The sequence below is a fragment of the Enterococcus sp. 4G2_DIV0659 genome (assembly GCF_002140715.2).
GTDB classification, from domain to species: Bacteria; Bacillota; Bacilli; order Lactobacillales; family Enterococcaceae; genus Enterococcus_L; species Enterococcus_L mansonii.
Window position 1 is genome coordinate 3,118,774 of sequence record NZ_NGLE02000001.1, and the last position, 24,956, is coordinate 3,143,729.

Sequence of the window (24,956 nt, forward strand, 5' to 3'; positions counted from 1 at the left end):
ACAAATGAAAAAAAGAACATTATGCTCTATGGCATTACTAGCAGTATTAGGAGCAAGCATTGCGCTACCTGCTGCTGCAAACGCTGAAGGTGGAGATGCAAAAAAATTATCAGGAAAAGGTTCAATTGAGTATGTAGAAGATACTGATGGAGGAAATGAGGATCGAGATTCGGAAAATCCAGATGATAAAGTTGATCCTCCATATATACCAAATACAGATAAAGGATCTTTGATGATTGATGGTGTTTCAGACATGAACTTCAAACAACAAAAAGCTGTATTAACAGATCAAAATTATTTTGCAGAACAAGTTGAAATTACTAAAAATGGTGCAAAGGAAAAACGTGGAGTTTATTTACAATTTACAGACAGAAGAATTGATAATCGTTCAAAATGGGAATTACGCGCAAAAATGAGCCAACAATTTGAAGCAGCAAGCGGAAATAAGTTAGCTAATTCAACCATTAATTTTACAAATCCAATTATGGAAACTGCAACGGATCCAGCAGTAAGCCCACACGCTGAACCAGGAAAAGATTATGCGAACTTCACTCTAGAAGAAAGTGGTAATACCGCAGAAGTTCTGAAAACGACAGATGCCAAAAATGGTGTTGGAACATACACAGTAGGTTTTGGTAACACTGTAGAATACCACACAAGAACGGGTAAAGGAACATCTGTTGATTCAACAGGTACACCAGCAGGAACAGGAGATAAAGCCAATGAAATTAAAGATGGTTCTATCACTTTATTTGTTCCAGGTAAAACTGTAAAAACGAATGAAGCATATGAAGCAAAAGTTTTATGGGAAATTGTTGTTATACCTTAAAAATAGGATGAATTAACTAGTACTGTTTAGTAAGACAAGCTCACTAATTATTAAGTGAATAATTAGTGAACTTGTTTTAAATGAAAGGATTTGTTTCAATTCTATGATAAAAAATATTCGAATGGTGTTAATGGGTTTATTTTTAACTAGTTTAATTTTTTGTGTTAATCCAACTATTTCTTATGCAGATTCAGATCCATCTGGGGCAGTCGGTTTCTTATATAAAACCAATCTACCTGAAAATCAAATGGATGAAGCTGGATACTTCAACCTTAAAATGACTCCTGGGCAAAAACAAAAAGTTTCTATCACACTTACAAATCTAGGAAAAAAGGAAGTAACCGTTGAAGTTAGATTAAACGGGGCTAGAACAAATTCAAATGGAGTTCTTGAATATGGTGAAACAAAGTTAGATAAAGATAAATCAATGAAATTTGATTTTGCTGATATTGTGAAAGGACCTAAAACAGTTGTGATTCCACCTGAATCAGATAAGGAGTTAGAATTAGACATTACAATGCCGGAAACAAGTTATGATGGCATTATTTTAGGGGGAATTCAGTTACAAAAGGTCGAAGATAAAACGCAAAAAAAAGAACAAAATGGTACAACCATTGTTAATGAGTATGCGTATACGATTGCGATGTTATTAAGAGAAACAGATACGCCAACCTCTCCAGAATTAGATTATCTTAAAGCCTATGCAACACAAATTAATGGACGTAACTCGATCATGGTGGATTTGGGTAATCAAATGCCTGATATATTAAAAGAACTCACTGTGGAAGTTCAGATAATGGCTGAGAAAAAAGATGAAGTTCTTTTTGAATCCAAAAAAACAAAGATGAAAATGGCACCAAATTCTGTATTGAACTATTCATTAAGTATGGAAGGTCAGTCGATGATTCCAGGAACGTACAGGGCGCATGTGGTTGCTAGTGTTGGTGAAAAAAAATGGGAATGGATGGAATCCTTCAAAATAACCAAAGAAGAGGCAGATAAATTTAACAGAGAAGATATTGGATTAGATCAAAATCGGGGATTCGATTGGAAACTAGTTGCTAAGATTGTTGGTAGTGTTTTTGCCTTCTTTTTAGGAGCCTTCTTCCTAATTCGATTCATTATAAGTCGAAGGAAGAAAACGAAGAGAAAAAATGTAAAACGAAAAAAAAGGTAGTATAGAAAGTTGGGAAGAATAAAATGACAATATTGGATTGGATTGCAGTTATCGGTTTAGCTCTGGCAATTCTCTTTTTCCTTTTTGTTTTTCTCTTTTTTATAAGCATTATTAGAGTCAAAAAAGAACAGAAAAAAATAAGTAGAATCCGAAGTAAAAATAAACGTAAGAGGAAAATGCTTGCTAAGAAAAAACGAATTCTACAAAAAAAAGTAAATCGAGGAATATGGGGCTGTTCTTTTGGCGTAATAATGATAATTTTAGGTGGAGCTAGTTCTATGTACGCCATTTATTATCAATCAACAAATTTAGGTGAAGAAGATAAAAAGGCGATTGTTTCTGGCTATTATAATATTAGAGATATAGAGGATCAATTGACGTTAGCGGAATCCGGTAAAGGCGAAACTGTAGAACAAAATCTGGCAAATTTGTCATTGCGTTTAGCTGGTTCAGCTTTAAATAAAGCGGATTATCGCATCAATGAGGATGGTCAACTGCGTATTAACCGTTACTACTCATCAATGAAAGAACTTGGTCTTAATCTCTCATCTCAAGGAAATGGATTTTATAAAGATCCTTTATTGTTAGAAGAGTTTAGAGCAGATATTGAAAAAGTGAAAAAAAATGAAAAAGCAGTTTTTGATCAATTCAAGATTAATGAAAAATCATTAGCCGCAAAAAAATAATAGTAAAACGATTAATGGAGTGGTTATGTCTAAGAGAAATCATCGCTCAGATAATAAAAAAGTAAAACGACCTATAAGAAAGAATGACTCTCGCAATGCATTAAAAAAAAATAAGCAAAAAGTGCAAAAATCACGAATTCCTTCAAAAGCAAGAAATAAAAAAAGGAAAGTGATCTATCGGAAAATAAAGAAAAGACGCAGATTAAAATTAAAACGTATTAGTATTGAGATTGCGGTTGCGTTATCTGTTACGTGTCTTTTCATCTGGTTGTTATCTGTATTTTGTTTTACTTTTTCTAAAGTTGAAGGATATAGCATGTTGCCGTCGCTTTCTGAAAATGAACTCGTCTACATTAACAAGCGGGCAAAAATTACTCGTTTTAAATTAGTTTATTTCCATACACCCGATCAACCAGGGAAAATGATTCGCCGTGTGATTGGTTTGCCAGGAGAGTCAGTAGAATATAAAGAAGATAAGCTATACATCAATAATAGCGAGAAAGACGAAAAGTTTATTGACAAAGAAGAAATAAGGAAAGCCCAACAAACAGATTCTTTTTTTACGGAAAATTTTAGTATAGCAAAATTAAACAATGGTGAAACAATCATACCAAAAGATTCCTACTTAGTATTGGGAGACAATAGGCCATATTCTACTGATAGCCGCTATTATGGATTGGTGAAAAAAACAGAAATTATTGGAGTAGTCGAAATGAGAGTATTACCTTTACATTTAATGGAAAAATTCAATTGATCATCTATGCTCGAGTCAATGTTCGATTTAATAAAAAGACATAGTATGTATAGAAAGAGAATCAGATACATATGTTGAGACATTTTTATTTTGAAAAAAATAAAAATGACCATTCTGCATATAAAAAAAAGAGCATTCAAAAAAGAATAGCTTGAACAATCTATAATAATTTGGGTAATTCTAGTTTTTTTAGAGGGTTTCTCTAAAAGTAATTCACATTATAAGGAGATGTTGTTAAATGAAAAAGAAAATTTTAGTTGCCTTGTCATTAGCCTTGGGACTATTCATCGTATTAGGTTTTGGAGGTCAAAGTGCAGAAGCTACAACTAAAGCGAAGTATTTTGAAGACCAAACTGAAGTAACATCAGTAAAAAAAGCGAATAAAGTATTACTAAAAGGTGAAGTGACAGTTACTACGTCAAGCCCAACTACTACAAAATATGCAAAAATTTATGTACAGCACAACGGTCTAAGATATTATGATGGTTGTTCAAAATTAATTTCATCAGAACCAGAGTATGATGCAAAAGGTGTAGCAACTGGAAATTATTTACATGTTTATAAATTCTGCGGATGTAAAAAGAACTAACTAACTAATTAATTAAACGGAGAACCTCTTTAAAAACTATTATTATATATAAACTATCAAAACATGCTAAATACATGTGTTTTGATGGTTTTTTTGTTTAAAAAATAGATGGATTTAGTTTCTTTTTTTATTAAAAATAATAAACATCCGTTTAGGTTAGTTGTTAGATTAGCGTAAAAAAGTATTTTTATTGAAAGGATAATCAGGTATATTAAAAGTGTACTATTTATTTCATTCTTTTATTAAAAAACGAAAAGCGATATGTTTGGAATTTAATGACTTAACCCCTAAATAAGTGAATCATTTATTAGGGATGCACAGAAAGGAGTAGACCATGGTAAAAAAAGGTGAGAATATTTACAAACGTAAAGATGGTCGATGGGAAGGTAGGTATATCAAAAATAGAGATAATGAAGGAAAAATCATTTATGGTTATATTTATGGAAAACGGTATTTAGAGGTAAAATCGAAACTGACATTTTTGAAAGCAAAGTATGTTGAATCCAGACCAACCAGCGCATTTAATGGCAATTTTAAAGAATGGACTCTTCATTGGCTGTATAACTATAAAAAAAATACAGTCAAACCCTCTACGTTTTTTAATTATAGATGGTTAATAAACAAGTATATTTTGCCTTATATGGGGGAAAAAAATATCACTCATCTTACTGTTGAGTATATAAGAACATACGCTGATTCATTAGAAGAAACGGGCTTATCATATGGCACGATCAGCAATATCGTTGTTATCTTGAAAAAAATATTAGAAGAGGCAGTAACGCAGAACATTATCACTTCTAATCCTTGCAATTATATTCAACGAATCAATCGGAAACACCAAACACGCAAATTAACTTTGACGATGAATGAGCAAAAACAATTAGAACAGTTTGCTTTTCAAGAAAATGGATGTTCGGCAATAATATTAGCGTTGTATTCAGGTCTTCGTATTGGAGAAATAAGCGGACTTAAATGGTCAGATATTGACTTTGAGAAAGAGACGATTTCTGTAAACAGGACTATTTACAGAATATACAGTCAAAAAAGTAGCGAGCATAAAACAGAAGTCTTTATTGGTGCACCTAAAACAGATCAATCTTATCGGGTTGTACCCATCGCTCAAAATTTAAAACAATATCTATTAAGGACAAAAAGTGTTTCAACATCGGGTTATGTCGTTTCGTGTAAAAATAAATTAGCTGAACCTAGAGTAATCAGATATCGTTTTAAAAAAGTCGTGCAACTATCAGGAATAAGAAATATCAGTTTTCACTCGTTACGTCACACCTTTGCCACTAGGTGTTTGGAAAAGGGAGTGGATATATCCAGTATTAGTAAGTTATTAGGACACACTTCCACGAAGATGACGTTAGACACATATACTGATTCAATGTTAGAAAGTCGACAAAAAGCGATCTCCAAAATTGATCAATTGATGACGAAATAATAACGAATCAAAAGTTGGGTATGATAGTATACAAATTAAGAGACAACTAAAAAAGAAGTCAAACATTTTATCGCTTGGCCGTTTGAATAAATTATGTAGGTAAATAGAAGATTACTTAAAGACATTGAATGTTGCCAGCTAAAAGAAAGGGATAAGCCACATGATAAAAAAAGTGATTGCTCGAAGTAACTACTTGATACAGTTATAAAATGATAGAGGCTGTATTGAGTAAACACTTTCCTATCAACATTTAACATAACTGTATCGTACTTGCAAGAAAGCTTGACTAAAATGTAAGGGAGAAGTAGTTATGGACAAAGAGTTATTAAGAAGATATTGGCAGACAATTGAGCAAAAAAGATTTATAGGGTGGGACTTTTCCTACATGAAAGATAGGTGGGATATAGAGCCTTTACCGTGGGAGTATTCAAAAATTGTTCGTGACTACCTATCAAGAGAAATGAATTTATTAGATATGGGTACAGGTGGGGGAGAATTATTACAAACATTTGAACATCCTTATGAGCGAACGACTGTGACAGAAGGTTGGTTACCCAATTTTAAATTATTGAAAGAAAGACTTGAACCAAAAGGTGTTAATGTAACTTTTGTTAATGAGAGTGATCAATTAAGTCTTTCAAGTGAGTCTTTTGATATTGCTATAAATAGTCATGCCTCCTATGATCCAAAAGAAGTACGTAGAGTCTTGAAAAATCAAGGAGTATTTATTACTCAACAAGTTGGTGATCAAAATGGTCGTATTCTTGCAGAGCAGTTAATTCCTAATGTACGATCCAAATATACTGAGTGGTCACTAAAAAATGCTCAGCAAGCCTTGATAGAGGAATCATTTGATATTCTTTTTGCCAAGGAGTATTTTCCCTATCAGCATTTTTTTGATATGGAAGGTCTAATTTATTATGTGAAAAGAATTCCATGGGAGTATCCTGATTTTCAGGTACATACTCATTTTGAACAATTGATAGATAGGCAAAATGAACTATTACAAAAAGGATATATTCACAATAATCAGCATAGATTTATGATCGTTTGTAAGGTGAGTAAATAAAAAAGGAGTGACTGGGACATAACTCTGTTAGTCATATCTCAGTCACATGTAAACCAAATAAATGATGGGTGGTGCAAAAGCAACTTCTCCAGAAAAGCTTAGAATGTTTATTTTACAACTAAAACATTACATGGAGCATATTGCACAACATAGCTTGTTGTTGTACCAAGTTGATTTGCTTGAATCATGCCTTTACCTGTAGCGCCAATAATAATCAAGTCAATTGATTGGTTACTAGGAATAATAGTAGAGATCATTTCTTTAGGGTTTCCAATCTCAACAATTGGTTTTACATCATCTAGCCCTTGTTCTGTAGCGTAATAAATACTTTTAAGCAGCTCTTTTTCAATGGCTTCCTTTTCTTCCCCAAGTACTTTGGAATATGCATAAGAGCTATGGCTGATGGCGTTTTCGTCTACAACAGATAGTAGATATAAAGTAGCATTTTTTTCTTTAGCAATTTCAACGCCATGTTGTAAAGCTAATTCGGCATTTTTTGAACCATCAACTGCAACTAGAATATTTGAATAGTTATTGCTCATTTCAATCAGCACCTTTCTTTATCTATTTTCATTATACCATGTTCAAAAGATAAGGTTAAACGAAGTGATGGAATAGTTAAATTATCCAAATATTGTAATGAAAACGGCTATTTTAAATGGGAATAAAAATGACCTCTGATGTCTTTTTGCATCCTAAGCAAGAAGACATCAGAGGTCTCATTTTATGTGAAATGAGTCCGATAAAATCCAAATATTAAGTTTTATAGACCAAGAAGTGGAGCAGGATTAACGAAACCAGACCATAAACCAGTAGAGATACTAAAGTGTAAATGAACACCTGTTGAATTACCAGTAGTTCCCATACCACCTAGATTTTGGCCAGCACTAACGCTTTGTCCCGCAGAGACACTTAAGCTACTCATATGAAGATAATAAGAATAATATCCATTATCATGTTTGATAACTACGTGATTTCCAGCCATTCCGCTATAATTCGCACTGACAACTTCTCCAGCTCTAGATGCCATAATTGGTGTTCCGCTTGAGCCGCCAAAATCGATACCATCATGGAATGATCCTGAAATCCCTGTTGGATCTTCTCTGCCGCCAAAGCCACTCGTGACTAGCATACTTGCTACTGGTGATAACCATCCGCCAGATGATACAGGAGGTGTCGGCGCTTGTGAGTTATTGTCAGAGTTTTCAGATTGTGCTGAATCATTATTGGTGTTTGGAACAGTTTGAGATTGTTCTTTAGTGGTTGTTTGAGAAGCAGCTAATTCAGCTTCTTTTACTTGTTGTTCTTTCGCTTGTTTTTCAGCTTGAGCCTTTGCTTGGGCTTCTTTTTTCTTTTCTTCAGCCATAGCTTTTAGTTGGGCTTCTTTTTGTTTGGCAGCTTCTTCTTTTTGTTTTATGAACTTATCTTTTTCAGCAGTTTCAGTTGCTAAATGAGCAGCAATTTCATTGATTTTAACGCTTTGTTCGAGTTTTGACTCTGCAAGCGTTGTTTCTTTTTCCTCAAGTTCTGCTGTCTTTTTTTCTAAAGCAGTTAGCGTTTTTGTTAAAGAACTTTTTAACGTTACAAGTTCTTTTTTGTCATCTTTTTGAGCAGTGAGAATTTCGTTGTTTGCTGTCACTAAGGTATTAACGGCTAAAACTTTTGAAACAGCATCAGAAAGTGATTCTGCGCTAAGTAAAACAGTCAGAACAGATTCTTGTTCGTGATTTGTTTGAGTGACTCTTGCTTGAGCTTTAAGTTGTTCACTTCTTTTTTCTATTTTTGTTTCTAGATTACTAATTTCAGTATTTAGTCGATTCATTTCTTTTTCTTGTTTCTGTTTTTCAGAAAGAACGGTTTGATATTCCTTTTCGATTGTTGCAATTTCTTCTTCGAGTGTTGCTAAGTATTCTTTTGCATCTTTTTCAGTCTTAATGATTGCTTCTATTTTTTTCGTTTGATTATCTATTTTCTGATCAATATTTTCTGCGACCACGTTCATAGGTGTTGCATATACTAATAAAATAAATGAAAGTGTTGCTATTAATTTTTTCTTCAAGTGATGACCCTCGCTTTTTATGTGGTAAAAGTTAAGTTATACAATTTTTGGGTAAGTAATCTTCAATTAGACAAGGTAAAGTATACCATAGTCTTTAATGAATAGACCGATTTAACCATACAGATTAATATAAAAGTCTAAATTTTAAAATCTAGAAATAAATCTATCATCTAACTGTAATATATGATACTTACTTTTAATAAGGTTTATGTGTATAAGAACTATCCACAACGGTTTTAGTATAAGCGGTATTCATCATGAATTTGATCTAGTAAGCAAAGTAATTCCTTTTTTGCATATGTGTATTTTTTCTTTATTGTTTGTTCTGACAATTGTTTGCCATGTGGCTGTTTTTTAGTTAGTTCATTGTAATTAACCACGTTTGATGCCGCTTTGGTTTTGTAGGAGATATTATCGGTCAGTATGTCAGATAAAAGAGTAAATAATTGAGATATTGCTGGGAAATTCTCAAGCGTTTCTACACATGTTAATAAATCAAATGTCAGCAATAAAATCTCTGCATTTAGTTCTTTGTTGTTTGAATTTTTTAATAATTTTTCAATTCTGGGTAAAAAATCTGCTCTGTATCGGTTGTTTTTTTCAATACTATATGTTGTTGACTCTTCAGCAATAATTGAAGTTTGGTGCTCATCAATTTCTGATTGATAGCTTGTTTCAAATAGCTCTGGAAATAGTTCCATTGCGACAGTCAAAATTTTTAAATCTTGTGAATAGGTAATTTTTTTCTTTTTCAAGGTGGTGACTAGCTGATTAAGTTGTTCTTTTTCTAAAGTCTTTTTTAGATTCGCTCCAGCTAAAAGATGTTCAACGTAGTCCTTAAAATCACCATAACGAATCCATTCAACGGTTGTATTACCGAGAATGGCTAGTTTTTCTAGACGGTCTTGGTTAGGTAAGTTGTTTCCTTTTTCCCAATTGTTTACAGTGCTAGCACTCGAATTACCCACTATTTTTGAAAAACGTGCCATCGAATAGTTGTGCAGTTTTCTAATTTCTTTGATTCGTTTGCCAGCTGCGATTAAATCAATATCCAAATTTATACCTCCTAAAACTCTTTCTTCTACTATATCATTTTATTAATAATAGGTGTACCGTTTTTTTTTCATTTTGTTCTTGTTTTTACTTCTGTGTAATGTTATAGTTTTTATACCGAAATATATTCAATTTCTCTGGTTTGGTTAATTGTAAATCGTACTATAAAAGTTAATGTATACAATTTTAAAAACAATGAAAGAGGTTAATTTTTCTATCTTATTTTTTAAATTAAGTATACCATAATTTATTCATTCTTTTAAAGGAGGAACAAAAAAATGAGAAAAATTAGTAAAATAGAGGAACAAAAAAATCATCTGCTATATCAATTTTTAGAAAAGTTAAATAAAGAAATTCCATGTCAAGAGAGCAAGCAAAAGATAGAAGAGTGCTGTGTTCAGCAATATAAGTTATTGGTAAATATGTCTTTCAGTGCAAATATTTTATACAAAGGACTAGATTACGCGAGTCAGTTGTATACACATATCGCTAACATTGAATATGCCCGATTATCTAAACTAATCATAAAACAAAATTTTGATAAACAACGAACAGAAGATATACTAAAAAGGTTGAAAAAAGCGAAAAAAGAGCTACTTCTATATTCTCCAATAGCAAAAGAATCTAAAGGGATGGACATTTTTTATGGATTTACTGGTGGAAATAGAAAAAAATATAAAGCAAATCGGAATGCAATAAGTCAAATGTATGTCGAAATAAAATTGGAATCTGAGAAAAACGTATATCGATACATTAGAGATACCTATGCAAGAAAGATTCAAAAAATAAAAGAGAAGAGGGAATATGCACGTTGGTTGATAAAGAGCTATACATGGCGTTAACTTATCCTCTCATAAGTAAGATACGCATAATGCTATATTTTTCATTTATAAAACAGGACTAATGTGTTTGAGCATGTAATATCATTTTTTGTAAAGAAGCCTTTTTTCATTCTTTAATCAAAGATAAACATAGGGGATTTTTGGATTTACTATGTAAATTGTGCTGAGAGTCTTTGCATCGGAAGTGATGAAGGGAAGGTGCTTATCTATGGAAACCATGCAGTTGTTGTGCAATATCGGCTGTGTTTCATAGTAATTTCATCTTATTTTCAAAGAAGCTACTTTCGTTTCGCCGTTCATTTGTGTCTTCTTTTTGTGAGACAGCATAACATTAAGTACAGGAATTTTAATGATTCAAATGTCCATTTTACCCCTAAAAAAATAAATAATAATGAAAAACAATGAATTTTGCGTATATTCTTTATGTTCATTGTTTTTTTTGTTGAACTTTCGATAATCAGATAGAGGGATTAAGTTTGTGGGAAGTTTGCTTGGAATGATGATATTTATTAAAAATGGGGGTTACGTGATGGAGTATACAAAAATTCTTGACTTTGAATCAAAAAAATTACTTGAACTTTTTACATTGTTAAAATCTACGAATAAGGAATGCTCATTAGAAAAGCTTTCAAAAGAGCTTGCAGTTCATCCAAAAACGATTTTGAGATACTTAAAAAAACTTCAAAGGTTATTTAAGCGCTATTATTTAAATAACCAATTGACTATTCGCACTAGAATGGGAAGTAAAATTTATTTAGAAAGAGAGAACGATTTATGTATAGAGAATTTTCGCACATACTATTTAAATAGCTTACCTGAAATTATATTTTTAAAATCGATTATTGAAGGTACGGAATTTGAAACCCATGCGTTTATAAAGGAGATTCAGATTAGCGATTCTAGCTTGCGAAGACGAGTGAAAAAGGTTAGTTCATGGCTGAATGATATAGGGCTTCAAGTAAAAAGAGGATCACATGAACTGGTTGGTGAAGAAATGCAAGTTCGAGCGTTTGTTTACGATTTTTACTGGTTTGTCTATCAAGGAACAGCCACATCCTTTTTATGCCAACAAAAAAAGAAAATAAATAGAATAGTTGCTCGCTTAATCCATTTTTTCCAAATTCAAATCAATGATCTTCAAAAGGAGTCGTTTTCTTTGTTCATTGAAATAGCTGTTTGGCGGTATAAAAAAAGGAATACCATAAAGTTAAAAGAAGATTGGCATCAATACTTAAAAAATAGTTCTTTATATTCTCAATTTGTTGAAACAATGAAAGATACTGAAGTCCTTGAAGTGTTGAGTTTGGACGAGTTATCCTATTTATATTTACTTATACAGGCAAAATTTTTACCCTATTTTAGTTTAAACCTGCAAATTTATCTCATTCAAGAGCACTACTTAAAGAAAACAACGTGTTATAAAAACACATTAATAGTTACTAATAAATTCAAACAGGTGTTTTGGGAAAAAGAATTTGATTACTCTAAAGAAACGATAGTCGCTTTTTTAGGGTTTCACCTATATTATGAATTATTTTCAGGTTCCTATTTTGAAAGGATTCAATCCATTGAATTTTTGAAGAAGAAATACCCTAGATTCACAGCAAAATTTGAAGTTGGGGTGAATGAATTAGTGGAAAAAAATTTGACGCACCAACTAATACCTAAGGAAATAGTATTCTACCGCTTTTTTACAATTATGAGTTCATTGATTTCCCCTGTATATAACGAAAAAAAGATATTTATTTGTGTAATGACGGACTTTACTATTGAAAAGGAAAAAGAACTTGGGCAAAGAATTATTAGTTTTTTTCAAAATAAAAGAAATATAGCAGTTGTTTATGCCCGAACGACCGCATCAATTTCATATGCAGATATTATTCTGACAACCGTTTTTTATCAAATGCTAAGTCAAAAAAGTGCCCAAATTGTTATTCTCATAGAGCCTTACTTTTCTGACGACATTTTTTTTCAAATTGAAAATAACATAAAAAGTGCAGGTTTGTGAGCCCTTTCATGAAAGTGTGGTAAAATAAATAAGAATTACAATTTTAGGAGGTCTTCTAATGAAACAGATTCAATTGGGAACAAGCGAATTACAAGTGGCATCAGTCATTTTAGGGTGTATGAGAATAAATAGCGCCGAAAATCCTACAAAAGTCATTGAAACTGCATATGAAAACGGCATTGATTTTTTTGACCATGCAGATATTTATGGCGGAGGAGAATGTGAAACCATTTTTGGAAAGGCATTAAAAGAAACGTCTATCAAAAGAGAACAAATTATCATTCAAACGAAATGTGGTATTCGCAAAGGGATGTTTGATTTTTCTAAAGAACATATTATTGCTTCTGTTGAAGAGAGTTTAAAGCGATTAGGTGTAGATTATGTAGACACGCTATTGCTTCATCGACCAGATACATTAGTTGAACCAGAAGAAGTAGCCACAGCTTTTGATCAGTTGGAAACACAAGGCAAGGTGAAGTATTTCGGAGTTAGCAATCAAAAACCAATGCAAATTGAGTTGCTGAAAAAGTCAGTCGAACAGCCTTTAGTAGCAAACCAATTACAATTTGGCATTAAACATACTGGAATGATCGATCAAGGGATTCACGTAAATATGACTGATGAAGTTAGTAATGATCGAGATGGTAGTATTTTAGAGTATTCGCGTTTAAATCAAATGACCATTCAAGCGTGGTCACCTTATCAATATGGTTTTTTTGAAGGTGTTTTTATTGGAAATAAGCAATTTTCTGATTTAAATGCTGTTTTAGATAGAATTGCTGAAAAACATAATAGTACTGCAACAGGATTAGCGACAGCTTGGATTTTAAGACATCCTGCCAACATGCAAGTAATTGCAGGAACAATGAATCAAGAACGGATTAAAGAGATATCTGCTGCCTCTGATATTGTATTAAGTCGAGAGGATTGGTATGAGATTTATCGAGCAGCTGGAAATATTCTACCTTAATTTACAAAAATGAATCGTTTTTTTCACATATTATTCATAAAGGATTTGTAATATAAACCTATAGAAAAATTCATTTGTGTGTGAATTCCTAATAGAAAAGAGACTCTTCTTAGTGTGTGGAAAAGTCTCTTTATGTGTTTAAATGATTGAACCTAAGTTTTTGAGAAGGAATTTTTTTGCATTAAAAATTTACATTTTAGGAAACGTTCGTTCATATTTTTTTCACATATTCCTTGTATTATAAATACATAGAATAATAACAGTTAATTATTTCATTTTGTGTGAACTCCTAATTAACCCACTCTGAGTGTGCAGAGTGGGTTTTTCTTTGTTTGTAATTAACTTTACGAACTTTAGTTCCTTCCTACTGCAAAGTTGACAGTTTTTTGTTAAAATGAAGAGGAAACCAGTTTGGTGAAGATAAGGAGAAAAAGAATGACAAAAAACAAGTTATTATTAGTTGATGGGAATAGTGTGGCGTTTAGAGCCTTTTTTGCTTTACATAATTCCTTGGAGCGTTTTAAAAATAAAAATGGGCTGCATACCAATGCAATCTATGCCTTTAACAATATGTTTGAAAATGTTATGACAAAAGAAAATCCGACGCATGTTTTGGTAGCCTTTGATGCAGGTAAAACAACTTTTAGAACAGAGTTTTACCCAGAGTACAAAGCGGGCCGCTCAAAAACGCCTGGTGAATTTAAAGAACAAATGCCTTATATTCGTGAATTATTAACTGGTTTAGGTGTGAAATACTATGAATTAGATAATTATGAAGCGGATGATATTATTGGAACATTGGCTACTAAAGTTCCTAAAGATGAGTTCGATGTGGTTGTATTGTCTGGGGATCGCGATTTGACTCAATTGGCAACTGATTCGGTTAAAGTGGATATTACCATCAAAGGTGTTAGTGACATAGAATCTTATACACCAGCGTTTGTGGCTGAAAAATATGATGGACTAACGCCTAATCAAATCATTGATATGAAAGGTTTAGCTGGAGATACGTCCGATAATATTCCCGGTGTAACGAAAATCGGTGAAAAGACTGCGATCAAATTATTGAAAGAATATGGCTCGGTCGAGGGTGTCTACGAAAACATCGATAACATGAAGCAAAGCAAAATGAAGGAAAATCTAATCAATGATAAAGAACAAGCCTTTATGTCGAAACGTTTAGCAACAATCAATGTAGATTCTCCAGTGAAAGTTAATATTGAAGATCTGAAATACGAAGGGAAAGATTTAGAAAAATTGATTCCATTTTATAAAGAAATGGATTTTAAGCAATTCTTGAGTAAACTAAACGTTGAAGAAGAATCTGTTGAATTAGAAGATGTTCATTTTGATGTAGTCGATACATTTACAGAAGAGATGTTTTCTGATGATATGGCGTTATATGTTGAAATGCTAGAAGATAATTATCATACCTCTCCAATCGTTGGTGTTGCATGGGGAACAAAGAAAAAAATCTATACAACGAATAGTTTGGAATTATTTGAAAGTCAACCCTTTGTAGACTGGGTGAAGTCAGATAACTATAAGAAAAAAGTGTATGATGCAAAACGCACATATGTCTCGCTTAATCGCTATGTTGGTAAGCCTGAAGGGATCACATTCGACGTTTTATTAGCTGCTTATTTATTAGATACAAATGATAATAGTGCAGATATTGAAGGTGTGGCCCAACATTACGGCTACACAGATATTCATTCGGATGAAACCGTCTATGGAAAAGGCGCCAAAAAAGGCTTGCCAGAAGATGATGAAGCATTTTTCAACCATCTTGCGCGAAAAGTCAAAGCGATTCATTTTCTTTCAGAAAAACTTGATGCGGAACTTGTGGAAAAAAATCAAGCTGATTTATTCTATAAAATGGAATTGCCACTTTCAAAAATATTAGGAGATATGGAAATTACTGGAATTCGGGTAGATGCCAACCGATTGAAAGAAATGCGTATTGAATTTTCAGATCGTCTTCAAGAAATCGAACAAAAAATTTACGCTGAAGCAGGAGAAGAATTCAATTTAAATTCACCAAAACAATTGGGTGTGATTTTGTTTGAGAAAATGGGTTTACCTGTGATTAAAAAGACAAAGACTGGTTATTCAACGGCAGTGGATGTATTAGAACAATTAAAAGAACAAGCACCGATCGTTGAAGATATTCTAGTTTATCGTCAAATTGCCAAAATCCAGTCAACCTATGTTGAAGGGTTGTTAAAAGTGATTCAACCAGATGACAAGATTCACACACGGTACGTTCAAACCTTGACACAAACAGGTCGTTTAAGTTCTGTTGATCCCAATTTACAAAATATTCCAATTCGCTTAGATGAAGGTCGGAAAATTCGTCAAGCGTTTGTACCTCGAGAAAAAGATTGGATGATTTTTTCATCTGACTATTCTCAAATCGAGTTACGTGTTCTTGCTCATATTTCTGATGATCAGCATTTAAAAGAAGCGTTTATTGAAGGGCAAGATATTCATTCCAGTACGGCAATGCGAGTATTTGGTATCGAAAAAGCAGAAGATGTGACGCCAAATATGCGTCGTCAAGCCAAAGCAGTAAACTTTGGAATCGTATATGGAATCAGTGATTACGGCTTATCACAAAATCTAGGAATTACTAGAAAACAAGCACAAGAATACATTGATACCTATTTTGAAAAATATCCAGGTGTAAAAAAATATATGGAAGATATCGTTCGTGATGCCAAAGATAAGGGGTTTGTAGAAACGCTGTATAATCGTCGCCGCTATTTGCCAGATATTAATTCCCGCAACTTTAATCTGCGTTCTTTTGCGGAACGAACAGCAATCAATACGCCAATCCAAGGGAGCGCCGCAGATATTTTGAAAATTGCAATGATTAATATGGCTCAACGCTTGAAAGAAGAAAATATGCAGGCGACAATGTTGCTTCAAGTGCACGATGAACTTGTTTTTGAAGCACCAGAATCAGAATTAGACAAATTAAATGCATTAGTCAAAGATGTCATGGAAAATGCGGTTGCCTTACATGTGCCGTTGATTACTGATAGCAGCTGGGGCAAAACATGGTACGAAGCGAAATAGTTCGTTAAAATAATTTGAAAAAGACTGGCTGAAGGAAAGAGTTTTAAATACTTTTCGCTTCAGTCTTTTTCTTCTAAGGAGAGATGAAAAATTGCCTGAATTACCAGAAGTTGAAACAGTCAGAAAAGGGCTAGAACAATTAGTTGTTGGAAAGACAATTAAAGAAGTCACGGTTTTATGGCCGAGAATTATTGAAGCACCAGAATCGGAAATGTTTGCCCAACATTTAATTGGTCAAACCATTGAAAAAATGGAGCGTCGGGGAAAATTTTTAATTTTTAAATTGACAAACTACGATCTGATTTCTCATTTAAGAATGGAAGGAAAATATGAAACCCATGATGTAGAAGATGAGCGTGCCAAACATACTCATGTTATTTTTACTTTTACCGATGAGACTGAGCTGAGGTATCTTGACGTTCGGAAATTTGGTCGAATGGTTTTGGTAGAGAAAAATCAAGGAAATGCATATAAAGGAATCTTAGCATTAGGTCCAGAACCAATCCCTTCAGAATTCAAATTACCTGAATTTCGGAAAGGATTAAAAAAGCATCATAAAGCAATTAAGCCCTTGTTGTTAGACCAACGTTTAGTAACGGGGTTAGGAAATATTTATGTAGATGAAGCTTTATGGGAAGCGAAAATCCATCCAGAACAACCGGCAGATACATTAAAACCTAAGGAAGTAGAACGGTTATATTATGCCATTATTGATGTATTAGGACGCGCTGTAGAAGCGGGAGGTACGACTATTCGTAGTTATCTAAATGCATTAGGAGAAGCAGGAACCTTCCAAATTTCTTTAAATGTCTATGGGCAAAAAGACAAGCCATGTCCACGATGTGCCACACCTATTAAAAAAATTAAAGTTGCTCAACGTGGTACACATTTTTGTCCTAAATGTCAAACCTTGAAAGTGAGGAACTGATTTATGGGAATGATCCTTGGATTAACTGGAGGTATTGCTACTGGGAAAAGTACAGTTATAGCTATTTTTAAAGAGTTTGGTTTTCCAATTGTAGATGCTGATATTATCGCTAGGGAAATAGTTGAACCAAATTCAAAAGGACTGGAAGCGATTATTGAAAATTTTGGTTCAACGATGATTCAATCCGATGGTTATTTAGATCGTAAAAAGCTAGGGAGTCTAGTATTTTCTGATGAGCTGAAAAGAAAAAAGTTAAATGAAATACTTTCTCCTTTTTTAAGAGAAGAAATCACTCGACAAGTTGAGGTGAAAAAGAAACAAGCAGCGTTGGTGATTGTAGATATTCCTTTGTTATATGAAGGCGGGTATGATCTAATGGTTGATCAAGTGGCCGTAGTTTATACGCCTGAGGTAATTCAATTGCCGCGATTGATGAAACGAGATGGATTGTCAGAAAATGAAGCTAAAAAAAGAATCAATAGCCAATTATCAATTGAAGAGAAGAAAAAAAAAGCTGATATTATCTTTGATAATCAAGGGAGTCAAGAGAACTTACGCCAGCAAGTAATTGACTGGTTGAAGCAAAAAAAGTTTATAAAATAAACAGACTATTCTACTTCCATGTGACTGGGATATGACTCACAGAGTTATGGCCCAGTCCCTTGTTTTTTTATAGATATATTCCTTTTAATGGTGATGATTCAGTCAAAGGAGTTATAGCAATTAAAAGTTATGATTCATTTCATTAACAAGTAATATCTAATGTCTGGTTTCTTAATCATTTCATGTTATAATATGGATAGTTGATTAAAATAAAAATAATAAAACGAGGTGAACACTATGCGTTGTCCAAGATGTCATCATAATAATTCACGAGTCATTGACAGTCGCCAAGCCGATGATAGTCGCGCAATTCGTCGTCGTAGAGAATGCGAAAATTGCAATTATCGCTTTACAACATTTGAACGAATTGAAGCAGCACCGTTATTGGTAATAAAGAAAAATGGAGACAGAGAAGAATTTAATAGAGAAAAAATATTACGTGGGCTTATTCGCTCTGCTGAAAAACGTCCAGTTGCGATGGAACAAATGGAACAAATCGTTGATAATGTTGAAAACCGCGTACGCAGTTTAGGCGAAAATGAAGTTTCAACAACTTTAGTTGGTGAATATGTAATGGAAGATTTAGTTAATTTGGATGAAATTGCTTATATTCGATTTGCTAGTGTCTACCGTCAGTTTAAAGATATGAGTGTGTTTTTAAAAGAATTGCAAGGTATCGTAGACAAAGCGAAATCATCAACTAATGAATAAGGAGGTCTTTTTCCTTGGAAAACAATTGGAAAGACGTCCATCCTAAAAGTCTTTTTCAAGTAGCTATTTCGTCACCTTTGTCAGATAAAGAACAAGAAATATTGACACTTTTATACCAACCGATTATTGGCTCAGAAGCGTTTAGCTTATATTTGACTTTACTATCAGAAGTTGACGAGAAAGGTCTTAGCGATTCCTTGTTTCATGCGGACTTGATAACCATGATGGATAAGAGTATCAAACAGATTGAAGCGGCCAGAATTAAACTTGAAGGGATTGGCTTACTATCAACCTTTGTTCAAAAGGATTCTGAGCTTGGGACCCGATTTTTATACCGGTTAAATCATCCTGAATCTGTTGAACGTTTTTTCAAAGATGAAGTACTGACATTAACGCTTTTGAACAGTGTAGGACAAAGAAAGTTAGATAAATTGTTTGACCGATTGAAGCCCAAATTCATTAATTTAACAGGTTTTGAAGAAGTTTCTGCTGGATTTAAAGATGCATATGTATTCAAAGAAGAGCAAATTATTTCTCAAAGTGAACAGTTAAGTAGAATAGAGGAATCTTTCAAGGAAACACGACCAGTTCAAAAGTTAAGTGCAGTCAGTGAAGGTTTTGATTGGGCATATTTTATTCAAGGAATCGAAAAAATTGGCATTCAACTGCCAGATAATGCTGCTGGATTTAAAGAAGAAGTGTTCATTTTTCATAATTTATTTGGAATAACAGAATTAGACATGGTTGATTTCTGTTCAAAATCATTTGATTATTACACGAGTAAGATTGATGTAAAAGAGTTTGAAAGAACGATTTATCGAACCTATGACCCAGATAAAAAACAAAAACGAAGCGAGTTTCAAAAAAATGAATCGGTGGATTTATCTTCGGAAGATCAGCAAACCTATCGCTATAACTCATTAAAAATGAATGGATTTTCAACGCAAGATATTCAGATGATTATGGATAGTGAAAATAATTTCCCATTAAATTACTTAGAAGCGTTGAAAAATGGACGTGGTGGGTATACGACCCCTCAAGAGCGTTCTTTAGTCAAATATTTAGTGAGTAAATCCGGCTTACCAAATAGTGTGATCAATATTTTGATTAATTATGTGTATAATATACAAAAACAGCCTACCCTAAAAGCTGACTATGTTAACCGAATTGCTAATGAATGGGCTCAAAGTGAAATATTATCACCGGAAAAAGCAATTGAACATGTCCGAGAAATAGCCAAAAAAGGCAAAGAGCAAAAACAAACACGGCAACGTTATGGTCAAAATAATCGAGTAATACGTCAAGAGACGCTACCGGATTGGGTAGACAATCCGATTGAAGAAAAGAAACTCTCGCCAGAAAGACAAGCTGAACTGGAAAGAGAACTTCGAGAATTATTAAATGAAGAAGGTGATTAATCATGGAAGATGTGGGAAAAGAAATGTCAAAAATCATTCAAAAAAGAGATATGAACGAAAGATATAATGAGTTAGTGGAAGTGGTCATGAAAGATGCTGATGTACAAGCATTCATTAAAGAACATCGTGACCGATTAACAGATGATGATATCCGAAAAAGCTATTCCAAGTTATATGAATTTGTTCAAGAAAAAAGAAAATATCAATTGAATGATCCAACAATGATTGCACCTGGTTATGAACCTAAGTTAGCTTTAAACTTTCACTATATTGATGTCACGTATATTCCCACTGAAGCATTGATCGCCAAGCAACGGGAAGATGAGATACGCAAGCGAGTGAAAGCTATGGATATGCCAAAAGACGTACGCGAAGCACGGTTGAATAATTTCGATTTAAGTTCCGATGGTCGTGAAGAAGCTTTCGCAAGTGGAATGAAATTTATTAAAGAATATTCCCAAAAACCAAAAGAATTTCATAAAGGTCTTTACTTAAAAGGGACTTTTGGAGTAGGGAAATCTTTTCTATTAGGTGCTATTGCTAATAATTTAGCAGAACGTGGCTTTGTGACGACTATCATTCATTTTCCAACATTTACGGTTGAAATGAAACAGGCGATTGCGAAAGATTTAGTTGGTGAAAAATTGGATGCAGTCAAGAAGTCGCCTATATTGATGATAGATGATTTAGGTGCCGAATCAATGACATCATGGATTCGTGATGATGTACTCAGTGTTATTTTACAATACCGAATGCAAGAACAGTTAGTGACGTTCTTTTCATCTAATCTTGATTTAAAAGAGCTGGAAAAACATCTATCCGTAACGCAACGTGGTGAACAAGAACCGCTAAAAGCTCGTCGAATTATGGAGCGTATTCGCTACCTTGCAAAAGAGATTACTATGTCTGGAAATGATAGAAGAAATGGTTAGAGGATGTAATGAAGTGTAGTAGGTAACAAGAAACACAGCTCGTTTCTTCATTGTGTTTCTTTTCAGTTGGATTAAAAAAGATTGGAACAAAAGCGATTAACTCTGAGAAATAAAAGGAGTTGCTTTTGTTTCAGTGTTCATTTGGTTTTCAGGTGGCTGGGGTATGACTCATAGAGTGATGTTCCAGCCACTTTTAGGAATAGTAAATAATAATAGATAATGATAAATGATGAAACACATCATCAAAATAATGTTGGAGGCGATTTTATGAAAAAAATAGCAACGCCTATGTTAACATTCCTTCTATTGATTTCTTTAGGAGCGTGCACAGAAAATCAAAAAGAATCATCAAAAGGAAGTGAAGAAACGTCAATGAGTAGCCAAAACGATCAAGCAACGGATGACACATTTACTAGCAAGAAAAAAGAGAACGCTCAATCAATATTTACGGCGATTTTAACAGAAGACGCTAAAGAAAATGATACAAAAGATCAATCAATCCGCTTGGTTTTGAAGGAAGTAAAAGCGATTGAAGATCCAGAAAAAATAATTGCTATGATGGAAAATGATGGTGTCATTTTAAATGTAGTCAACGAACAATTAGCTGATGGAATCAACTATGAAAACTTAAAAAAAGGAGACAATATCCGATGTACATTAGTTGGATTACCCGCAATGACCAGATCAATACCTCCACAAATTGCTGGAAATTCAGTAATTAAAGTTGAAAAAATTTAAAACCTAAGCTCGTCTTAAAACGTGTTTTCCCTGTTTTAGTGGGTGAACGGACACTAATCTTTGCTAAAAAATAAATAAGTTGTATCATAAAAATAAGCAGAGAATATTCGCCAAAATGAGCAGTTTTCATTTGACCTTTATTGACCAATTGACTATAATTGATTTATAAGGTCAAAATTAATCAGACTTTAGTCCTTAGTAAAATAGTACAAAAGACGGAATTTTTTTTTAAAGATAAACAGTACTATTGAATTAGCTTAACTAGCTTTATGAGCTAGCCTTTTAGAAAAAAGATAAAATAGATTGTGGCAGAAGACACCGCTCTCCTATTTTTCTGCGAAGGCTAAGCAAGCTCGTTATACGTTTAAATTTAGGAGGTAATTCTATGAATATCGAGAAAATGACAACAACATTACAAGAAGCAATTGCTCAGGCGCAACAAATCGCTGTTACTCGTCATCATCAGGAAATCGATATTGCTCATTTATGGAAGATTTTTTTACAACCCAATCACTTTGGGCGTAATTTTTATACAGATGCAGGGGTAGATGTCGAATCCTTTGAACATGAAATTGATAAAGCAATTGATGAATACCCCAGTGTACAAGGTGGAAATGTTCAATATGGACAAAGCATGAGTCAAAATCTATTTAATTTATTGGGTGAAGCGGACAAATTAAGAGTAACGTTCCAAGATGAGTTTTTATCAACGGAAATTGTGATTTTAGCATTGATGAAGTTGAAAAATTATCGTTTAACAAAGTATTTAACAAATCAGGGAATCACAGAAAAAGAGCTACGTAAAAATATTGAAGATATTAGAGGGGGAGATCGTGTGACTTCTCAAAATCAAGAAGAACAATACAAAGCATTAGAAAAATACGGCGTAGATTTGGTGCAACAAGTTAAAAGCGGTAAGCAAGATCCGATTATCGGTCGTGATGAAGAAATTCGTGATGTAATTCGAATTCTTTCGCGTAAAACAAAAAACAATCCCGTTTTGATTGGTGAACCAGGTGTTGGTAAAACAGCGATTGTCGAAGGGTTAGCGCAACGGATTGTCCGTAAAGATGTGCCTGAAAACTTAAAAGATAAAACAATTTTCTCATTAGACATGGGAGCATTGATTGCTGGAGCGAAATTCCGTGGTGAATTTGAAGAACGTCTAAAAGCGGTTTTAAAAGAAGTGAAAAAAAGTGAAGGTCGTATCATCTTATTTATTGATGAAATCCATAATATTGTTGGCGCAGGAAAAACAGAAGGCAGTATGGATGCTGGAAACTTGTTAAAACCAATGTTAGCTCGTGGTGAATTACACTTAATTGGTGCAACAACATTAGATGAATATCGCCAATATATGGAAAAAGACAAAGCATTAGAACGTCGTTTCCAAAAAGTCTTAGTGAAAGAGCCAACTGTAGAAGATACCATCAGTATTTTACGTGGGTTGAAAGAACGGTTTGAAATCCATCATAGCGTGAATATCCATGATAATGCGTTAGTTGCTGCTGCAACTTTATCTGATCGTTACATCACGGATCGTTTTTTACCTGACAAAGCGATTGATTTAGTGGATGAAGCAAGTGCAACGATTCGTGTTGAAATGAACTCAATGCCGACAGAATTAGATCAAGTTACACGTCGTTTGATGCAGTTGGAAATCGAAGAAGCGGCATTGAAAAAAGAATCAGATGATGCAAGTAAAAAACGTTTGACTACACTCCAAGAAGAATTGGCAGATCTTCGAGAAGAAGCCAATGCGATGAAAATGCAATGGGAAACAGAAAAAGAAGAAGTCAATGCTGTCAGTACTAAACGTGGAGAAATTGATAAGGCTAAACATGAATTAGAAGATGCAGAAAATAATTATGATTTAGAACGAGCAGCCGTGTTGCGTCATGGGACAATTCCTAAATTAGAAGAAGAATTAAAAGAGCTTGAAGCCAAAAATGCTAAAGATAATGTGAAAATGGTGCAAGAAGCAGTTACTGAAAATGAAATTGCTCAAGTGGTTGGACGTTTAACAGGTATTCCTGTGACCAAACTGGTTGAAGGTGAACGTGAAAAATTAATGAAATTAAACGAAACACTCCATAAACGAGTGATTGGTCAAGATGAAGCAGTCGATGCTGTTAGTGATGCGGTGATTCGTTCCCGTGCAGGCCTGCAAGATCCAAATCGCCCACTTGGTTCCTTCTTGTTTTTAGGACCAACTGGTGTTGGTAAAACAGAATTAGCCAAAGCATTAGCGGAAGATTTGTTTGATTCAGAGGATCATATGGTGCGAATCGACATGAGTGAGTATATGGAAAAACACAGTGTATCACGTCTAGTTGGAGCACCTCCAGGTTATGTTGGTTATGAAGAAGGCGGTCAATTGACTGAAGCAGTTCGTCGTAATCCTTATACAATTGTTTTGTTGGATGAAATCGAAAAAGCCCATCCAGATGTATTCAATATTTTATTACAAGTGCTAGATGATGGTCGCTTGACTGACTCTAAAGGAAGAGTCGTTGATTTTAAAAATACAGTTTTGATTATGACAAGTAATATCGGTTCTCAATTATTGCTTGAAGGGGTTACTTCTGAAGGCGTGATACCAGAAGAGGTTGAAGAACAAGTGATGACGGTTTTACGTGGTCATTTTAAACCGGAATTTTTAAATAGAATTGATGACACTATTTTGTTCACGCCATTAAGCTTAGAAAATGTTAAAGGCATTATTGGCAAAATGACAGCTCAATTATCTAAACGTCTAGAGCATCAAGAAATAGAGTTAGTGATTTCTGATGAAGCGAAAACATGGATTGCTGAAAGCGGCTATGATCCGGCTTATGGTGCTCGTCCATTGAAACGTTTTATTACTAAAGAAGTGGAAACACCTCTAGCAAAAGAAATTGTGTCAGGAAGAGTATTGCCGAAAACAAAAGTAACCATCAGTTTGTTGAATAACCAATTAGTCTTTGAAAATGAATCTATTGAAGAAGAGTAAAAAACAAAGAGGTTAATAAAAAAGCAGTTATGTCTCATTTTTTGAGAGATAGCTGCTTTTTTCTGTAATT

Annotated in this window: 21 protein-coding genes; 18 read left to right on the forward strand and 3 right to left on the reverse strand. The window is 33.6% G+C overall.

Going from position 1 to position 24,956, the window contains the following annotated elements; genetic code table 11:
- The first annotated feature begins 4 nt into the window (after positions 1-4).
- The 7 genes from A5880_RS14625 to A5880_RS14655 all read left to right on the forward strand — a co-directional run bounded on the left by A5880_RS14625 (position 5) and on the right by A5880_RS14655 (position 6,551).
- The gene (locus A5880_RS14625; RefSeq protein WP_086329784.1) at positions 5-829 is read left to right on the forward strand and encodes a WxL domain-containing protein; all 825 of its coding nucleotides are present in this window, start codon (positions 5-7) and stop codon (positions 827-829) included.
- Positions 830-959: 130 nt separating this feature from the next.
- Positions 960-2,006 carry a WxLIP family cell surface protein gene (locus tag A5880_RS14630; protein ID WP_256924788.1) on the forward strand — a complete coding sequence of 349 codons (1,047 nt, stop codon included), beginning with the start codon at positions 960-962 and terminating at the stop codon, positions 2,004-2,006.
- Positions 2,007-2,029: 23 nt separating this feature from the next.
- Positions 2,030-2,692: a hypothetical protein gene (locus A5880_RS14635; RefSeq protein WP_086329786.1), complete on the forward strand. Its 663-nt coding sequence runs from the start codon at positions 2,030-2,032 to the stop codon at positions 2,690-2,692.
- 25 nt (positions 2,693-2,717) lie between these two features.
- A complete protein-coding gene (gene lepB, locus A5880_RS14640) occupies positions 2,718-3,446 on the forward strand; it encodes a signal peptidase I (RefSeq protein WP_086329787.1) in 729 nt (242 codons plus the stop codon).
- Between the two features lie 238 nt (positions 3,447-3,684).
- Positions 3,685-4,035: a hypothetical protein gene (locus A5880_RS14645; protein WP_086329791.1), complete on the forward strand. Its 351-nt coding sequence runs from the start codon at positions 3,685-3,687 to the stop codon at positions 4,033-4,035.
- Positions 4,036-4,369: 334 nt separating this feature from the next.
- Positions 4,370-5,482 (forward strand): tyrosine-type recombinase/integrase, encoded by a 1,113-nt coding sequence (locus A5880_RS14650; protein WP_336577207.1) that lies wholly within the window; start codon positions 4,370-4,372, stop codon positions 5,480-5,482.
- A gap of 310 nt (positions 5,483-5,792) precedes the next feature.
- Positions 5,793-6,551 (forward strand): class I SAM-dependent methyltransferase, encoded by a 759-nt coding sequence (locus tag A5880_RS14655; protein WP_086329793.1) that lies wholly within the window; start codon positions 5,793-5,795, stop codon positions 6,549-6,551.
- Between the two features lie 107 nt (positions 6,552-6,658).
- Here the strand turns inward: A5880_RS14655 and A5880_RS14660 are convergent, their stop codons facing one another.
- From A5880_RS14660 to A5880_RS14670, 3 genes are all read right to left on the reverse strand, one after another.
- The gene (locus A5880_RS14660) at positions 6,659-7,093 is read right to left on the reverse strand and encodes a universal stress protein (protein WP_086329794.1); all 435 of its coding nucleotides are present in this window, start codon (positions 7,091-7,093) and stop codon (positions 6,659-6,661) included.
- A 221-nt stretch (positions 7,094-7,314) separates the two neighbouring features.
- Positions 7,315-8,610: a murein hydrolase activator EnvC family protein gene (locus tag A5880_RS14665; RefSeq protein ID WP_086329796.1), complete on the reverse strand. Its 1,296-nt coding sequence runs from the start codon at positions 8,608-8,610 to the stop codon at positions 7,315-7,317.
- A 236-nt stretch (positions 8,611-8,846) separates the two neighbouring features.
- Positions 8,847-9,665: a helix-turn-helix domain-containing protein gene (locus A5880_RS14670; protein ID WP_336577208.1), complete on the reverse strand. Its 819-nt coding sequence runs from the start codon at positions 9,663-9,665 to the stop codon at positions 8,847-8,849.
- A gap of 276 nt (positions 9,666-9,941) precedes the next feature.
- On the opposite strand from A5880_RS14670, the gene A5880_RS14675 reads away from it, so the two are divergent.
- The 11 genes from A5880_RS14675 (at position 9,942) to clpB (ending at position 24,886) form a co-directional block, all read left to right on the forward strand.
- On the forward strand, positions 9,942-10,505 hold the full coding sequence (locus tag A5880_RS14675; RefSeq protein ID WP_336577209.1) for a hypothetical protein: 564 nt from the start codon (positions 9,942-9,944) through the stop codon (positions 10,503-10,505).
- A gap of 529 nt (positions 10,506-11,034) precedes the next feature.
- Positions 11,035-12,513 carry an AcpB/EbpR/MafR family transcriptional regulator gene (locus A5880_RS14680; protein ID WP_086330314.1) on the forward strand — a complete coding sequence of 493 codons (1,479 nt, stop codon included), beginning with the start codon at positions 11,035-11,037 and terminating at the stop codon, positions 12,511-12,513.
- Positions 12,514-12,571: 58 nt separating this feature from the next.
- A complete protein-coding gene (locus tag A5880_RS14685; protein WP_086329798.1) occupies positions 12,572-13,483 on the forward strand; it encodes an aldo/keto reductase in 912 nt (303 codons plus the stop codon).
- Positions 13,484-13,918: 435 nt separating this feature from the next.
- A complete protein-coding gene (polA, locus tag A5880_RS14690) occupies positions 13,919-16,564 on the forward strand; it encodes a DNA polymerase I (protein ID WP_086329799.1) in 2,646 nt (881 codons plus the stop codon).
- Positions 16,565-16,655: 91 nt separating this feature from the next.
- Entirely contained in the window at positions 16,656-17,492 is an 837-nt protein-coding gene (gene mutM / locus A5880_RS14695) for a DNA-formamidopyrimidine glycosylase (protein WP_086329801.1), read from the forward strand.
- A gap of 3 nt (positions 17,493-17,495) precedes the next feature.
- The gene (gene coaE, locus A5880_RS14700; RefSeq protein WP_086329803.1) at positions 17,496-18,095 is read left to right on the forward strand and encodes a dephospho-CoA kinase; all 600 of its coding nucleotides are present in this window, start codon (positions 17,496-17,498) and stop codon (positions 18,093-18,095) included.
- A gap of 237 nt (positions 18,096-18,332) precedes the next feature.
- Positions 18,333-18,806 (forward strand): transcriptional regulator NrdR, encoded by a 474-nt coding sequence (gene nrdR / locus A5880_RS14705; protein ID WP_086329804.1) that lies wholly within the window; start codon positions 18,333-18,335, stop codon positions 18,804-18,806.
- Between the two features lie 14 nt (positions 18,807-18,820).
- Positions 18,821-20,224, forward strand: a complete 1,404-nt coding sequence (locus tag A5880_RS14710) for a replication initiation and membrane attachment family protein (RefSeq protein WP_086329805.1) — start codon at positions 18,821-18,823, stop codon at positions 20,222-20,224.
- A gap of 2 nt (positions 20,225-20,226) precedes the next feature.
- Positions 20,227-21,156, forward strand: a complete 930-nt coding sequence (gene dnaI, locus A5880_RS14715) for a primosomal protein DnaI (protein WP_179190363.1) — start codon at positions 20,227-20,229, stop codon at positions 21,154-21,156.
- A 267-nt stretch (positions 21,157-21,423) separates the two neighbouring features.
- Positions 21,424-21,894, forward strand: coding sequence for a hypothetical protein (locus tag A5880_RS14720; protein WP_086329809.1), 471 nt, complete (start codon positions 21,424-21,426; stop codon positions 21,892-21,894).
- A gap of 385 nt (positions 21,895-22,279) precedes the next feature.
- Entirely contained in the window at positions 22,280-24,886 is a 2,607-nt protein-coding gene (gene clpB / locus A5880_RS14725) for an ATP-dependent chaperone ClpB (RefSeq protein WP_086329811.1), read from the forward strand.
- Positions 24,887-24,956: the final 70 nt, after the last annotated feature.

Excerpts from the sequence above, each read along its gene's own strand:
- A5880_RS14625 (WP_086329784.1), top strand. The coding sequence starts at position 5 with ATGAAAAAAAGAACATTATGCTCTATGGCATTACTAGCAGTATTAGGA.
- A5880_RS14630 (WP_256924788.1), top strand. The coding sequence starts at position 960 with ATGGGTTTATTTTTAACTAGTTTAATTTTTTGTGTTAATCCAACTATT.
- A5880_RS14635 (WP_086329786.1), top strand. The coding sequence starts at position 2,030 with ATGACAATATTGGATTGGATTGCAGTTATCGGTTTAGCTCTGGCAATT.
- lepB (WP_086329787.1), top strand. The coding sequence starts at position 2,718 with ATGTCTAAGAGAAATCATCGCTCAGATAATAAAAAAGTAAAACGACCT.
- A5880_RS14645 (WP_086329791.1), top strand. The coding sequence starts at position 3,685 with ATGAAAAAGAAAATTTTAGTTGCCTTGTCATTAGCCTTGGGACTATTC.
- A5880_RS14650 (WP_336577207.1), top strand. The coding sequence starts at position 4,370 with ATGGTAAAAAAAGGTGAGAATATTTACAAACGTAAAGATGGTCGATGG.
- A5880_RS14655 (WP_086329793.1), top strand. The coding sequence starts at position 5,793 with ATGGACAAAGAGTTATTAAGAAGATATTGGCAGACAATTGAGCAAAAA.
- A5880_RS14660 (WP_086329794.1), bottom strand. The coding sequence starts at position 7,093 with ATGAGCAATAACTATTCAAATATTCTAGTTGCAGTTGATGGTTCAAAA.
- A5880_RS14675 (WP_336577209.1), top strand. The coding sequence starts at position 9,942 with ATGAGAAAAATTAGTAAAATAGAGGAACAAAAAAATCATCTGCTATAT.
- A5880_RS14680 (WP_086330314.1), top strand. The coding sequence starts at position 11,035 with ATGGAGTATACAAAAATTCTTGACTTTGAATCAAAAAAATTACTTGAA.
- A5880_RS14685 (WP_086329798.1), top strand. The coding sequence starts at position 12,572 with ATGAAACAGATTCAATTGGGAACAAGCGAATTACAAGTGGCATCAGTC.
- polA (WP_086329799.1), top strand. The coding sequence starts at position 13,919 with ATGACAAAAAACAAGTTATTATTAGTTGATGGGAATAGTGTGGCGTTT.
- coaE (WP_086329803.1), top strand. The coding sequence starts at position 17,496 with ATGGGAATGATCCTTGGATTAACTGGAGGTATTGCTACTGGGAAAAGT.
- nrdR (WP_086329804.1), top strand. The coding sequence starts at position 18,333 with ATGCGTTGTCCAAGATGTCATCATAATAATTCACGAGTCATTGACAGT.
- dnaI (WP_179190363.1), top strand. The coding sequence starts at position 20,227 with ATGGAAGATGTGGGAAAAGAAATGTCAAAAATCATTCAAAAAAGAGAT.
- A5880_RS14720 (WP_086329809.1), top strand. The coding sequence starts at position 21,424 with ATGAAAAAAATAGCAACGCCTATGTTAACATTCCTTCTATTGATTTCT.
- clpB (WP_086329811.1), top strand. The coding sequence starts at position 22,280 with ATGAATATCGAGAAAATGACAACAACATTACAAGAAGCAATTGCTCAG.